The following is a 13,950-nucleotide window of genomic DNA, read 5'->3' on the forward strand; positions in this document are numbered from 1 at the left end:
GCGAAACGCTTATCCGTCCGTTCGCGGCATCGTCACGAAATGGTCCTCCACATTCCGCACGGCGTCCAGCCGCGGTGCCGCACGCGCACGCGCATGCGTGGCGGTCAGCCGGCCATGCGCAACGCCCGTGCCCGTCTCGCGTCAACGGCGTCGTTGCGCGGCGTCCGCGCGGCCTGCCGTCCTCGCGGCCAGCGCGGCGATCGCATAGGCGACGCAGCCGAGCGCCGCGACCGCCCACAGCGCATCGGTCAGATCCGGCAACAGTATCGTCGCGGCGCCTGCCACGGCCACGCCGAGCAGGCTGCCGGCCTGACGTGCCGCGTTGAGGAACCCGGATGCCACGCCCGCCGCGTCGGCAGGCACCTGTTCGAGCACCGTCGCGATCATCGGCGCGACCGACAACGCGGTCCCGGTGCCGAAGGCGGCCATGGCGATCCAGACCACCGGCCACCGCGCACGCAGCGCGAGCGCAAGCGCGATCGCCGGAATGGCCAGCGCGGCCATCGCAAGACCGTTCGCCATCAGCGTGACCGGACGAACGCGGCCATGCAGTTTTCCCGACAGCAGATTGCCGAGCGACAGACTCAGCGCGAACGGCAGCAGCGTCAGCCCGATTTGCCGCGCGCTCATGCCGAAGCGCCCGTGCAGGTACAGGCTCAACACGAACAGCAACCCGAAGTAGCCGACATAGACGAGACTGCCCATCAGGTTCATCGCGACGAACACGCGATTGCGAAACCACGCGAGCGGCACCATCGGATGGCGCGCACGCCGCTCGACGACGACCAGTACCCCGGCGGCGAGCGCGGCGATCAGCAATGCGGCGCGGACCTCCGTGGCGCCGGCGCCGCGGGTCGGCAATTCGATCACCGCGAAACATAGCGCGCCGAGCGCCGCCGCACCGACGCACTGGCCGGCCCAGTCGAAGTGGCGCACATCCCGCGCGACCGATGCGCGAACGAGCGCCGCCGCGCCGGCAAACGCGACCGCGCCGGTCGGCACGTTGATCAGGAACGCGCTGCGCCAGCCCAAATCGTCGACGAGGATGCCGCCCAGCACCGGCCCCACCGCGACCGCGACCGACGCGATGCCGGCCCACACCGCGATTGCCCGCGCGCGCTCGGCCGGCACGTCGAACGTGCTGCGCACGATCGCGAGCGATGCGGGCAAAAAGAGCGCGGCACCCATGCCCTGCACGAAGCGCGCGGCCACGAGGATCGCCACCGACGACGCGACGCCGCACGCCGCCGATGCGCCGACGAACAGCGCCAATCCGGCAAGGTACACGCGCTTCGCGCCGAACCGGTCGGACAGCGCACCGCCCGCGAGGATCAGCGCGGCGAAGCTGAGCGTATAGGCGTCGACGATCCACGCGAGTTCCGCGACCGTCGCGCCGAGGCTCGTGCGCATCGCCGGCAGCGCGACGTTGACGATGGTCGAATCGAGCACCGCCATGAACATGCCGACCGCGACGAGCGCGAGCGTCAGGCGCTGCTCGCGCTTCGTCGCGCGGCTCGGGGCCGCCACAGCGAGGGGAACGGGGACGGAAACGGAACGGCAATCGGACATGACACCTCCATGCGGATGCCGGAAGTCTAGGACCGGGCGCGCGATGCGGAAAAGTGATAATTTCGCATTTCCCCGATGCAGATTTGCATCACCGTTTCCCGTCCGTCGCCGCCTGTCCGATGACACAATCAGTCCGTATGAACTGGGACAACGCCCGCTTCTTCCTTGCGCTGGCGCGCACCGGCACGCTGCGCGGCGCCGCGACGCAGCTGAACGTCGACCAGGCGACGGTCGGGCGCCGGATCGCCGCGCTCGAGGACGAACTGTCGGCCCGGCTGTTTCTGCGCACGCCGTCCCTCTATGTACTGACGACCGCGGGCGAAGCGCTGCTTGAACCGGCCGAAACGATGGAGCGCGCGTCGCTCACGATCGAACGCCGGGTAATGGGGCTCGACGAGCAACTGGCCGGGTCCGTGCGGATCGCGACGACCGACACGCTCGGCAAGCGCTTCGTCGTGCCCGCGATCGCCCGCGTGCGGCGCCGGCATGCCGGCATCGACGTCGTGTGCGTGACGTCGGCGCAAATCACCAACCTCACGCGCCGCGAGGCGGATCTCGCGATCCGCACGTTGCGGCCGGAATCGCCGGACCTGATCGCCAGGCGGCTCGGGCATCTCGAAACGGGCATCTACGCATCGCGCGCCTACCTGGCCGAACGGGGCGAACCGGTCGCGAGCAGCGCGTTCGACGGGCACGATCTGGTGATGTATCAACAGCCGGTGGTGCCGACGATGTGGGACGCGCTGTGCGGCGAGCCGACGTCGCGCGGCCGCGTGATGTTCCAGACCTCGTCGACGATGATGCTGGTGGAGGCGACGCTGGCGGGGCTCGGAATTTCGGAGCTGCCGTGCTTCCGCGCCGACACCGAGCCGGAACTCGTGCGACTCATGCCGCAGCGGTGCAATCATTTCGACGTGTGGCTCGTCGCCCATGCCGATCTCTACAAGACCGCGCGCGTGCAGGCGGTGATCGAAGCCGTCGTCGAGGAGTTCGCGACGGCGGCGGCGAGCCGATAGCCAGCCTCCACGCTTCAGGGCGTCAGCGCGCGGTCGCGTTCCGCCCGCTGCGCCATGCACGCACACCCGACCACAACTGACCGACGCCGACGGCGAAAAACACCGCCCCCATCGCGCCGATCGCCAGCACGCCGCCCCAGATCGCGCCGAACGTATTCATCCGCGCGGTCATCTTCGGCGCGTCCGGCGCATAGCGCACTTCGACCGTCGCGCCGTCCTGCACGCTGACGTCGCCGCCCTGCGCATATTCGACCCGCTCGCCCGTGAGCGTCGTAAACGCGATCTCCGGATGATGCGTGCCCGCGTTCAGCTTGACGACACGCCCCGGCACGACGACCGACGTTCGCAGGAATTCGCGCGTCGACTGCGCGTACAGCGCGACGCCGATCAGGATGCACGTGCCCACGATGGCAAAAACGACGCCCTTCGCGATCTGCATTCCCGTGTGCCGCGCAGCGGGTCGCCCGTATTCGGATGCCATCGGTTTCGTTCCGTTCCTGATGTTCGTCAATGCCGGGCGTGCGGCGCACGATGCGCCGCCACGCCGCCCTCGGCATCCGGCAGGATACGGACATCCCGGCGCGCTGTAAATTGCGCGCGCAACCGTTCGACGGCCCGCGGGCGCGTCAGCCCGAGAGCTTCTTCAGCGCGTCGAGCACCGCGTCGCCCTTGAACGGCTTCACGATCCAGCCCTTCACGCCGGCGGCCTTGCCGCGCTCCTTCATCGCCGGGCTGCTCTCGGTCGTCAGCATCACGACGTTCACCGCCGTGTTCGCCAGTTCGCCGCGAATCTTCTCGACCATCGTCAGCCCGTCCATGTTCGGCATGTTCACATCGCTGATCACGAGGCGCACGCCGGGCGTCGCCTTGAGCTTCGCGAGCCCGTCCTTGCCGTCGACGGCCGTCGCGACGTCGAGCCCGTGATTGCGCAGGAAGCCGGCCACTTCGTCGCGCACCGTGCCCGAATCGTCGACCACCAGAATCTTTGCCATGTCGTATTCCCCTTTTCGTTGTTGCTGACTTCAACATTCAAAACAGTTCGAGTTCGCCGGACTCGACCATCGGCCCGACGTCCTGCACCGATTCGCGGAAATCCTCCGGCGACCAGCTGAGGCTGAACACGAAACGCTGGTCGAGACGGACCGAGCGCCCCGATGCCGGATCGGTCATCCGGTACTTGAAACAGAGCTGCGGACAGTCGCCGCCGAACGAGATGAACTTCTGCTTGTGATTGACGACGAGCGGCACCTGCACCGGATGGCGCGCCAGCGCCTCCGCGTCGCCGAGATAGCGGTTCTTGAACGCGCCCCACACGAGGTTGGTCAACTCGCCGAGCACGCTGTTCACGTCGCGGAAATCCGGCGCGCGGCCGCCGTCGCGCGTGCCGCCGATCATGTCGAGCAGCGGCTGCTCGCTCGTCTGCAGCAGCATGTAGCCGCGGCACCATGCGCTTTCGAGCGCGATCAGGCTGAACACTTCGCCGAAGATGATCTGGTCGCGCACGATGCACGGCGTGTCGTGCTCGATCGTCATGCCCGGAAACAGGCTGTCGAGGCGCGCCTCGGTGATCTCCGAGATGCCGCGCACCAGCGCGTTCGGGTAGTCGCGGCCGAACAGATATTCGTCGATCGCGCGCGCGAGCGGCGTCATGTCGTCGGCGACGTAGGCCGCGCAGGCGACGCGTGCCAGCGCATCGGGCAGCCCGTCGCGCGACGCGAGCGATTCGCGGCGCAGGATGATCGGCAGCTCGGGCCGCAGCGCGTCGATCTGCGTCGCGATGATCGCGCTTTCGGCCGGCGAGCCGCCGTAATCCTCGGCGAGCAGGATCGCGCCGAGATCGATGTTCGAGCGCAGCACCTTCAGCAGCCGGCTGCGCCGCACGGTCAGGCCGACCAGGTTGTGCGCGTCGCAGAAACGCTTGATCGCGTCGGCGTGCACGCGGCTGTCGTCGAGTACGAGCACCTTGCTGACGGGTTGGTCTTCGGTCATCTGATGGATTCCTGATGGTCGGTCAGAACAGTTCGAGCTCGCCGCCGGTATCGACCGTGGCCGTTTCCGGCACGTGGAAATCGACCGGCGCGTTCGCGCACACGCACAGCGTCGCGCCGACCCGCACGTCGCCGTCGAGCGTCAGGTCGTATGCGGCGACGTAATCGGGCGAGAGCGCGTGCATGAAGTCGAGGCTCGCGCCGCTCAGCAGGTAAGGCGTCGACATCCCGAGATCGGGAAACGGCGCGGTCAGCGCCTGGTTGATCGCGCCGCAACACAGGTTCGCGACTTCCATGAACGCGTCGGTCAGCGGCCGCTGGCTGTTCGCGCCCGCCGTCGCACCGGCGAAATGGCGACGCGTCGCGTCGTCGTCGCTGAAGCGCAGCGCGAGCAGCAGCCGGAAATGCAGCGCCGAGATCGTCAGCACGACGACATGTCCGGTCACTTTCGGCTTCGATCGCGACTTCGCTTGCACGCGATCCGGCGCATCGTGTTCATGCCCGGCGGCCGGCCGGATGTCGCACACGCCGCCGGCCGCGAGCCGCGTGCGCGCGGCATCGAAGAAGATCCGCTCGAACCCGGCCCTCGCCTGCGCGCTGATCACGCGGCTTCTCCTTCGATCCGTGCATGCAGTTGCCCGGCCAGCGTCTCGACGGTCGCGAGCGCGGCCGTGATCATCTTGCCGCCGGCCTGGATGTCCTGGAACGTCGCGGCCGTCACGAGATCGTTGCGGTTCAGGCTGTCGCGATAGCTGTTCGACAGCTCCTGCGAGCGCGCGGCCAGCCCGCGCACCTCGCTCGCGACGATCGAGAAGCCGCGCCCGGCCGTGCCTGCACGCGCGGCCTCGATCGACGCGTTCAGCGACACGATCGACACGTGCGCGACGATCGCCGACAGCTCCTGGTTCTTCGCGCGCATGTCCTGGTTCTGCGTGGTCAGCGAGATCATCTGCTCGTGCCAGCGCTCGAACGTGCCGGCGAGCCCGCGCAAACGCGCGGCTTCGTCGGCGATCTTCAGCGCATGTTGCGCGAGCGCGGCGCGCTCGGCCGACAGCGCCTGCACCGCGTCGCGCTGCGCGCCGTTCGCGGATGCCTCGCGCGTCAGCGCCTCCTCCAGCTGCGCCTCGCGTTGCGCCCATGCGTCGGCTGCTTGCGCATGCGCCGACGCCGCTTCATCGGCGCGTGCGGCGGCTGCGTCGAGCGCACCGCGTAACGCGTGCGTGTCGCGTTCCATCGACGCGACGAGCCGTTGGCGCATCACGCGAAACACGACCGCCGCCGCGACCGCGACGACCCCGCCGCCCGCCAGCGCGGCGGCCATCTGGATCATCCATGCCTGCACGATCACGCCGTCACTCCGCCGCGCCGATATCCGCGCTGCGCGCGCGCTGCGCGTGCCCCGCGCCGTGCGCGGCACCGTCCGCCGCGAAGCGCGCCGGCAGCGACACGATCGTCTCGAACGCGCGATACGGCGCGCCGACGCGATCGTCGGTGAAGCGCAGCGCGATATCGCCGCCGTCGCGCTTCAGGAAGTTGCGCACCGCGTCCATGCCGACGCCGCGCCCCGATACTTCGGTCACCATCTGAGCGGTCGAGAAGCCCGGCCGGAAGATCAGCTCGGCGACGTCCTCGTCGGACAGCGCCGCTTCGCTCGCGGCATCGATCCAGCCGCGCTCGCGCGCGATGCCGCGAATCCGGTCGAGCGCGAGGCCGCGGCCGTCGTCGGCGAGCACGAACCACAGTTCGCCGCCGCCCACGCCGACCGCGATGTCGATCGTGCCGGACGCCGGCTTGCCGGCCGCGCGCCGCGCGTCGGACGATTCGATGCCGTGGTCGATCGCATTGCGCAGCAGGTGCATGAACACGTTCTTCAGCGTCGCGACGATCTCGCTGCGCACGCGCTGGCCGTGGCTGTCGATATGCACGACGGGCGCCGGCTTGCCGAGCTCGGCCGCGAGCGACGGCAGCGATTCGATCACGCCGCCGAGCGCGTCGCCGATCCCTTGCGTGCCGAGCTGGCTCAGCATGCGGCGCACCGCATCGCGCGCCGCGTGCCAGTCGGACGCGTTCGCCGGATCCGCGCCGTCGAGCACGCGCAGGCTCTCGCTGATGTGCGCGCGCTCGACCATCAGGAAATCGGCGCCATTCGGTGCCGGCTCGCCGCTGCGGCCGAGCGTGACCGCGTTGATCGTCGCGTAGTGGTCGACGGCCTCGCGCACGCGCGCCAGGTCGTCCATCAGCGCGTCGCGGTTCCACTCGGGGCCGCCGTCCGCGCGGCGCAGCGATTCGTACGCCTGCTCCGCTTCGTGGACGATGTTCGTCAGGTGCTGCAGGCTGTACGTGCGTGCATTGCCCTTGATCGTGTGCATGTTGCGGAACAGCGCCGCGACGATCGAGTGATCGACGCGCTCGTGCTGGCGGATCATCCGTTCGTTCTCGCTGAGGAAGCCCTTCGCGCTGTGCACGAAGTCGTGGAACTTGTCCTGGCTGATCGACAGAATCTCGCCGATCATCTCGAGGCGCCGCTGCTGTTCGCCGGCCTGCGCGGTCAGCTCGCGGATCTCGGTCACGTCGCGCACGCACAACATCAGGCGCACCACGGTGTCGGTCTCGTCGGTGATCGCCGACCAGCTCAGGTCGAGCCACTTCTCTCGGCCGTCCGGCATCCGCTTCGCGACTTCGTTGACGAGCAGATGCTCGTTGAACTCGAAGTTCATGCTGTCCTCGCCGAGGCACGCATGCACGGCCGCGTCGACCTGCGAGCGCGCGTCGGCGCCGATCGCCGAATCGTCGAACACGAGCGCCATCAGGTCGCGCCCGGCGATGTCGTTCGTCTCGAAGATGGTTTCGAGGTACGCCGAATACTCCGCATGCACGACGCCGCCTTCGACGACGGTCAGGATGCCCTGCTGCATGTTTTGCAGCATCGCCTGGATGTCGGCTGTCTTCTGCTTCAGTTGCGCGGCGTTCTCCTGGATCTTCTCGATCATCCCGTTGAACGCGACGATCGAATGGCCGATTTCGTCCATCCGGCCCACCGGCACGCGGCGCGTGAAATCCTGGCTCGTCGCGATCTCGCTCATCGCCGTCTGCATCCCGATCAGCGGGCGCGTGATCTGGCGATACAGCACGAAGCCGAGTGCGGTCAGCAGCACGATCACCGTGCCGGCGACGCCCGCGATCGCGGTCGCCGTGGTCGCGAGCATCCCGTTCAACGCGCCGATCGCGTCGTCCTTCTGGCGGTTCTTCTCGACGCGCAGCGTGTCGACGATGCTTTCGAGTTCGTCGCGATACTGCGCGACGTTCGCGAACAGGTACGCCTGCGCCATCTCGACCTTGCCGTCCGTCTTCATCTTCACGGTGTCGTCGATCGCCGCGAAATAGTTCGCGGCGCTGTCCTTCGCCTGCGCGACGAGCCCTTCCTGCGCGCGGCCGACCGCCGATTTCGCCTGCCCGTCGAGCGCGGCGCGCAGTGCAGCCTGCTTCGCCTTCAGCTCGTCGCGCGCCTGCGCGGCGGTGTTCGCGTCGGGCGCGTAGACGAGCGTCATCGTCGCGATCTGGATGTTCTTCACGTCGGCGACGAGATCCGCCGACGCAAGCGCGCTCGGCACGATTCCCTGGGTGACCTGACGCACCTCGGACGCGCTCTTGCGCGTCTGGTACACGGCGTAGACGCCGATCGCGGACAGCGCGAAGAACGTCAGGACGACTAGCAGCGTAATGCGATGACGGATGGTCATGAGTACAGCTCCCCGCGGCGATCCGGGTTCGATCGCCCATTTGTCTATTGAAAGAATGAGCGCCGCATTATCGGGGATGGTGTATGACTGTCCGATGACCGAAAACCAATCGATCATCGAGGAAATCGCAATGATTAATTGCGCACGGAAATGCCTAAAGTTTTTTGCGGATTTGCCGTTAACTTTCCGCCACCATGCCCCGTACGGCCGCGGCGCTCGACGAATTGCCGGAATAGCGGAAATTCATTGTTTTATTCATTCGCGCAACATCCGTCTTATTGAATTCCGGCAAAACGTTTGCGCATTATCGACGGGCGGTTTGTTTTGGTGTTTTTTATAATCGTCTCAGTATTCGCCCGGCTGGTTCGTTAATGTCGACTCTGCATGATCGACCGTTCAGCCTTCGTCCGGCTCGGCGAGCCAGTCTTCGAACTGCAGCCGCGGAACGCGCTCGTACTCGCGGACGTTGTGCGTGACGAGCACCAGGTGCCGAGCACGCGCCTGCCCTGCGATCAATGAGCCGTGGGGGCCGATCGGCGTGCCGGCCGCGATCAGATGCGTGGCCGCGTGACATCGTGACCGGCTCTCGAAACGACCCGTGCCCCGATTCATTCCCAACAGGAAACAATCAATCCCGTCCCGGCGATTCCCCTGCCGATCCGCTCGCTCTAGACTGTCGCATCGATCCTCTTCCGGACCCACGCAATGACCGACGTCCTGCCGCTGACCACCGAACCCGAATCCGGCCTTCAATACCGGCTGCGTCCGGCCACCGGCCGCCCGGCAGCCCGCCTGTTGCTGCTGCATGGCGTCGGCGGTAACGAAACCAACCTGCTGAACGTGGCCGACACGATCGATCCGCGCATCGAAATCGCGTTCCTGCGCGGCCCGCTCACGTTCGGGCCCAATCAGCATGCGTGGTTTCCGGTGCGTTTCGGCCCGAACGGCCCTGAAATCGATGCGGCGCGTGCGGACGAGAGCCGCATGCAACTGATCACGCTGCTGCATGCGTTCCGCGCGCGAGATGGCGCGGCGCCCGCGTTGCCGACCGTGATCGCCGGCTTCAGCCAGGGCGGCATCATGAGCGCGAGCGTCGGCCTCACGTCGCCGGGCGACGTGAGCGCGTTCGCCGTGTTGTGCGGGCGCGTCCTGCCGGAAATCGATCCGCTGATCGCGCCGCGCGATGCATTGAGCACGCTGCACGCGCTGGTGATGCACGGCCGCTTCGACGACAAGCTGCCCATCGCGTGGGCCGACACGGCCGACGCGAAGCTGACGGCGCTCGGCGTCGCGCACGACACGCGGCTGTATGCGGCCGGCCACGAGCTGACCGCGGAGATGGCCGGCGATTTCGGCCGATGGGTCGGCGAGCGCGCCGGGCTGAACTGAATGTGAATTGAACCGGAACTGAACGCACCGGGGGCGCCGGCCCGCGAACGGACCGACGCCCCCGGTGCATGACGTCAAGCGTTCATCACGCGTTCTGCGCGGGATCCGCAACGGCGCGCACGGATGCCGGCATCGCCGCCGCCCGTTCGCGCTCGGCACCGCGTTTCGCCAGCTTCCAGCCGATCACCAGCGCGAGCACGACGACCGGAATCATCGCGATGGTCCACGTGCCGCCGGGGTAGTCGAACGCCATCAGCACCAGCACGCCGACGAGGAACGCGAGCGTGAGCCACGACGTGAACGGCGCGCCGGGCATCCGGAACGACACGGCCTTCATCTCGCCACGATCGACCGCGCGGCGGAACAGGATCTGGCACATCACGATGAAGCCCCACGTCGTGATGATCCCGAGCGACGCCATGTTCAGCACGATCTCGAACGCCTGCGCCGGCACGATGTAGTTCAGCGGCACGCCGATCGCGTTGATCGCGACCGTGATCAGGATCCCGCCGTACGGCACGCCGCGCGCGTTCATCCGCGACACGAAGCGCGGCGCCGAGCCGCCCATCGCAAGCGAGCGCAGCACGCGGCCGGTCGAATAGAGACCGGAATTCAGGCTCGACAGCGCGGCGGTCAGCACCACGACGTTCATCACGGTCCCGACGTACGGCACGCCGAGCTTGCTGAAGAACGTGACGAACGGGCTTTCATGCGAGCTGTACGCGGTCCACGGCAGCAACAGCGTCAACAGCACGACCGAGCCGACGTAGAACAGCGCGATGCGCCACATCACGCTGTTGATCGCCTTCGGCAGCACCTTGCGCGCGTCGGCCGTCTCGCCCGCCGCGACGCCGACGAGTTCGATGCTCGCATACGCGAACACGACGCCCTGCACGATCAGCACGGCCGGCAGAATCCCGTGCGGGAAGATCCCGCCGTGATCCGCGACGAGATGCAGCCCCGTCATCTGCCCCGCCACCGGATGGCCGCTCGCGAGAAACACCGCGCCGACCGCGAGAAACACCGCCAGCGTGCCGACCTTGACGAGCGAAAACCAGAACTCCATCTCGCCGAACACCTTCACGCCGATCATGTTCATCACCGACACGATCCCGAGCGCGCCGAGCGCGAACACCCATTGCGGCACGTCGGTGAACACGGCCCAGTACTTCATGTAGATCGCGACCGCGGTAATGTCGACGATGCCGGTCGTCGCCCAGTTCAGGTAGTACATCCAGCCCGCGACGAACGACGCGCGTTCGCCCATGAACTCCCGTGCATACGACACGAAGCTGCCGCTGGTCGGCCGGTGCATCACGAGTTCGCCGAGCGCGCGCATGATCAGGAACGCGAACACGCCGCACACGAGATACACGAGCGCGAGCGCGGGCCCCGCGCTTTGCAGGCGGCCGCCCGCGCCGAGAAAGAGGCCGGTGCCGATCGCACCGCCCATCGCGATCATCTGCACGTGCCGCGGCTTCAACTGCTTCGCATAGCCGGCTTCGTGCGACGCGAACATCGCATCGGGATCGGCATGCGCGGCATCCGCGCCGCCGGCCGGACCGGCCGGGCGCTCGCTGGGGTGTGTCATCGTGAGTCTCCGTTGTTTGTAGATGTGTCGCGCCCCGCTCCGGAGGCGCTTTCGGTACGACCGCGAACCGGCTCGCGTCAGAACGCGCGCGGCCGGATCAGCGCTTCGGGCTGCAGCGCTTCGTCGAGTTGCGCCTCGGTCATCAGTTCGCGCGCCAGCACGACCTCGCGGATCGACTTGCCGGTCGCATGCGCTTCGGCGGCGACGGCGGTCGCGCGCTTGTAGCCGATATACGGATTCAGCGCGGTCGCGAGCGCGACCGAGCGCTCCATCGTTTCGCGCAGCCGTTCCGGATTCGCGGTGATGCCGCTCACGCATCGCTGTGCGAGCGTCGTGCACGCGGCCGTCAGGTGGCTGAAGCTGCGGAACAGCGCGCTCGCGATCACCGGTTCGAACGCGTTGAGCTGAAGCTGGCCGGCCTCGGCCGCGAAGGTGATGGTCACGTCGTTGCCGAACACCTCGAACGCGACCTGGTTCACGACTTCCGGAATCACCGGATTGACCTTGCCGGGCATGATCGACGAGCCGGCCTGCACGGGCGGCAGGTTGATTTCGCCGAAGCCTGCGCGCGGTCCGCTCGACAGCAGCCGCAGGTCGTTGCAGATCTTCGACAGCTTGACGGCGATCCGCTTGAGCACGCCCGACACCTGGACGAACGCGCCGCAATCCTGCGTCGCCTCGATCAGGTTCGGCGCGGTGCTCAGGTCGAGCCCGGTGATGCGGCGCAGCGCGGCCAGCGCCTTCTCCGCGTATTGCGGATGCGCGGTGATGCCCGTGCCGATCGCGGTCGCGCCGAGGTTGATCTCGCGAATCAGCCAGCCGGCTTCCTGCAGCCGCGCGATGTCTTCCGTCAGCATCACCGCGTAGGTCGAGAATTCCTGGCCGAGCGTCATCGGCACCGCGTCCTGCAACTGCGTGCGGCCGAGCTTCAGCAAGCCGGCGAACGCGTCGGCCCGCTCCGCGAATGCATCGCGCAGCCGCGCCATCGCCTCCAGCAGATGTTCGACCGCGAAGCACGTCGCGATCCGGATCGCGGTCGGATAGACGTCGTTGGTGCTCTGCGCGAGATTGACGTGCTCGTTCGGGTGCAGGTATTCGTACTGCCCGCGCGCGTGGCCCATGATTTCGAGCGCGCGGTTGCAGATCACCTCGTTCGCGTTCATGTTGGTCGACGTGCCGGCGCCGCCCTGGATGACGTCCACGACGAACTGGTCGTGCAGCCGCCCTTCGCGGATCTCGACGCACGCGGCGGCGATCGCATCGCGAAACGGCCGCGGCAGCAGCCCGAGTTCGCAATTGGCGTCGGCCGCCGCTTCCTTCACGGACGCGAGCGCCATCACGAGGTACGGCAGCGACGCGATGGTGCGGCCCGAAATGTCGAAATTCTCTTTCGCGCGCAGCGTGTGGACGCCGTAATAGGCGGTATCCGGAATGCTTCGTTTCCCTAAAAGATCCGCTTCGACGCGGAAGCCGTGTTCTGCCATCGTGCCCTCCTGAAATGTCTCGTGCCGCTCGCCGGCCGCCGCTTGCCGACGCGACGGGTTCGCATTCTATGCCTTTGCAAAAACATGCTCCCTTCTGTATTATCGAAAGCGGTTTTGCGCGGGACGCAACAGCGAGAATCGAATGAAAAAAGGCGCGAGAGAAACCGGCATCGATCACCTGGGCGCGATGCGCGCGTTCGTGCGGGTGGTCGAAACGGGGAGTTTTTCGGCGGTCGCGAAGGAGATGCACGTGTCGACGTCGACGGTCGCGCGCAAGGTGACCGCGATCGAGGAGGCGCTCGGCGTCGCGCTGCTGCACCGTTCGACGCACAGCGTGACGCTCACCGAGGCCGGCCATATCTATCTGGAGCGCGCGGTCACACTGATCGCCGATCTCGACGACACGCTGCGTGTCGTCGCCGAGCTGAATGCGCAGCCGAGCGGCCCGCTGAAGCTCACCGCGCCGGTCGCGTTCGGCCGCCGCCATCTCGCGCCGCTGATCGCGCCGTTTCTCGCGCGCTACCCGACGATCCAGCTCGACGTGCGGCTCACCGACAACCACAACGACCTCGTGGCCGGCGGCTTCGATCTCGACATCCACGAAGGCGAGAACTACCTGGACAACCTGGTCGTCCACCGGCTGTCGCGCAACGACAGCATCCTGTGCGCGACGCCCGGCTACCTCGACCGCTGCGGACGCCCGGCGACGCCGGACGACCTGAAGCATCACAACTGCCTGCGCTACGTGCACCCGGAAGGCGATCCGCGCTGGGAGCTCGTGCGCGGCGACACGCGGCACAGCGTGCTGCCGGCCGGCAATCTCGTCACCGACCATTCGGAGCTGTTGCTGGAGGCGACCTGCGCGGGGCTCGGCATCGCGGAATTCGAGATCTGGCTGGTGCGCGACCTGCTCGCGAGCGGCCAGCTCGAAGCCGTGCTGCCGCGCTACCGGCTGCAGAACCGGCTGACCGGCGAATTCATCTACATCGCGTATCTGGCGAACCGACGCAGCTCGGCGAAGCTGCGCGTGCTGAAGGATTTTCTCGCGGAACACCTCGCGCAGATCGGCGAGCTGTCGGAGCGGGAGCTGGCGAAGATTCGCGACGCACGCGCGTAGCGCGCGCCGCGGTACGGCCCGGATTGCGGGCCGACGGCATCGGCGCGGCGACCGCG

The 13,950-nt window shown here is 67.5% G+C and carries 13 protein-coding genes and 1 pseudogene; 4 read left to right on the forward strand and 10 right to left on the reverse strand.

The window, feature by feature from the left end; translation table 11 throughout:
* Nucleotides 1–141: 141 nt before the first annotated feature.
* Complete coding sequence (locus KR541_RS28470) at nucleotides 142–1,569, reverse strand: MFS transporter (RefSeq protein WP_124630453.1); 1,428 nt, start codon at nucleotides 1,567–1,569, stop codon at nucleotides 142–144.
* A 137-nt stretch (nucleotides 1,570–1,706) separates the two neighbouring features.
* On the opposite strand from KR541_RS28470, the gene KR541_RS28475 reads away from it, so the two are divergent.
* Nucleotides 1,707–2,585, forward strand: coding sequence for a LysR family transcriptional regulator (locus tag KR541_RS28475; RefSeq protein ID WP_050013772.1), 879 nt, complete (start codon nucleotides 1,707–1,709; stop codon nucleotides 2,583–2,585).
* Between the two features lie 22 nt (nucleotides 2,586–2,607).
* Here KR541_RS28475 and KR541_RS28480 read toward each other — a convergent pair whose 3' ends face one another.
* The 6 genes from KR541_RS28480 to KR541_RS28505 all read right to left on the reverse strand — a co-directional run bounded on the left by KR541_RS28480 (nucleotide 2,608) and on the right by KR541_RS28505 (nucleotide 8,313).
* On the reverse strand, nucleotides 2,608–3,066 hold the full coding sequence (locus KR541_RS28480) for a DUF3592 domain-containing protein (RefSeq protein ID WP_216089949.1): 459 nt from the start codon (nucleotides 3,064–3,066) through the stop codon (nucleotides 2,608–2,610).
* A gap of 145 nt (nucleotides 3,067–3,211) precedes the next feature.
* Complete coding sequence (locus KR541_RS28485; protein WP_050013770.1) at nucleotides 3,212–3,577, reverse strand: response regulator; 366 nt, start codon at nucleotides 3,575–3,577, stop codon at nucleotides 3,212–3,214.
* A 37-nt stretch (nucleotides 3,578–3,614) separates the two neighbouring features.
* Nucleotides 3,615–4,574 carry a chemotaxis protein CheX gene (locus tag KR541_RS28490; protein WP_216089950.1) on the reverse strand — a complete coding sequence of 320 codons (960 nt, stop codon included), beginning with the start codon at nucleotides 4,572–4,574 and terminating at the stop codon, nucleotides 3,615–3,617.
* 22 nt (nucleotides 4,575–4,596) lie between these two features.
* Complete coding sequence (locus KR541_RS28495) at nucleotides 4,597–5,178, reverse strand: hypothetical protein (protein WP_050013768.1); 582 nt, start codon at nucleotides 5,176–5,178, stop codon at nucleotides 4,597–4,599.
* Nucleotides 5,175–5,903, reverse strand: coding sequence for a methyl-accepting chemotaxis protein (locus tag KR541_RS36980; protein ID WP_050013790.1), 729 nt, complete (start codon nucleotides 5,901–5,903; stop codon nucleotides 5,175–5,177). Before KR541_RS36980 ends, KR541_RS28495 begins: the two co-directional genes overlap by 4 nt.
* 22 nt (nucleotides 5,904–5,925) lie before the next feature.
* On the reverse strand, nucleotides 5,926–8,313 hold the full coding sequence (locus KR541_RS28505) for an MCP four helix bundle domain-containing protein (RefSeq protein ID WP_176015370.1): 2,388 nt from the start codon (nucleotides 8,311–8,313) through the stop codon (nucleotides 5,926–5,928).
* Between KR541_RS28505 and KR541_RS28510 the strand changes: the two genes are divergently transcribed.
* Entirely contained in the window at nucleotides 8,312–8,653 is a 342-nt protein-coding gene (locus KR541_RS28510; protein WP_216089951.1) for a hypothetical protein, read from the forward strand. The two genes, KR541_RS28505 and KR541_RS28510, sit on opposite strands and share 2 nt — an antisense overlap.
* Nucleotides 8,654–8,709: 56 nt before the next feature.
* Here the strand turns inward: KR541_RS28510 and KR541_RS28515 are convergent.
* Nucleotides 8,710–8,874 (reverse strand): annotated as a pseudogene (locus tag KR541_RS28515) (PIN domain-containing protein); the annotation flags it as partial.
* 144 nt (nucleotides 8,875–9,018) lie between these two features.
* Here KR541_RS28515 and KR541_RS28520 point away from each other — a divergent pair.
* Nucleotides 9,019–9,702 (forward strand): alpha/beta hydrolase, encoded by a 684-nt coding sequence (locus KR541_RS28520; protein WP_050013766.1) that lies wholly within the window; start codon nucleotides 9,019–9,021, stop codon nucleotides 9,700–9,702.
* 85 nt (nucleotides 9,703–9,787) lie between these two features.
* On the opposite strand, the gene KR541_RS28525 is transcribed toward KR541_RS28520, so the two are convergent.
* The gene (locus tag KR541_RS28525) at nucleotides 9,788–11,293 is read right to left on the reverse strand and encodes an amino acid permease (RefSeq protein ID WP_050013765.1); all 1,506 of its coding nucleotides are present in this window, start codon (nucleotides 11,291–11,293) and stop codon (nucleotides 9,788–9,790) included.
* A gap of 77 nt (nucleotides 11,294–11,370) precedes the next feature.
* Entirely contained in the window at nucleotides 11,371–12,777 is a 1,407-nt protein-coding gene (gene aspA, locus KR541_RS28530) for an aspartate ammonia-lyase (RefSeq protein WP_050013764.1), read from the reverse strand.
* Nucleotides 12,778–12,919: 142 nt separating this feature from the next.
* On the opposite strand from aspA, the gene KR541_RS28535 reads away from it, so the two are divergent.
* Complete coding sequence (locus KR541_RS28535) at nucleotides 12,920–13,894, forward strand: LysR family transcriptional regulator (RefSeq protein WP_050013763.1); 975 nt, start codon at nucleotides 12,920–12,922, stop codon at nucleotides 13,892–13,894.
* The last annotated feature ends 56 nt before the right edge of the window (nucleotides 13,895–13,950 follow it).

It is taken from the genome of Burkholderia sola, assembly GCF_905400185.1.
Lineage (GTDB): Bacteria > Pseudomonadota > Gammaproteobacteria > Burkholderiales > Burkholderiaceae > Burkholderia > Burkholderia sola.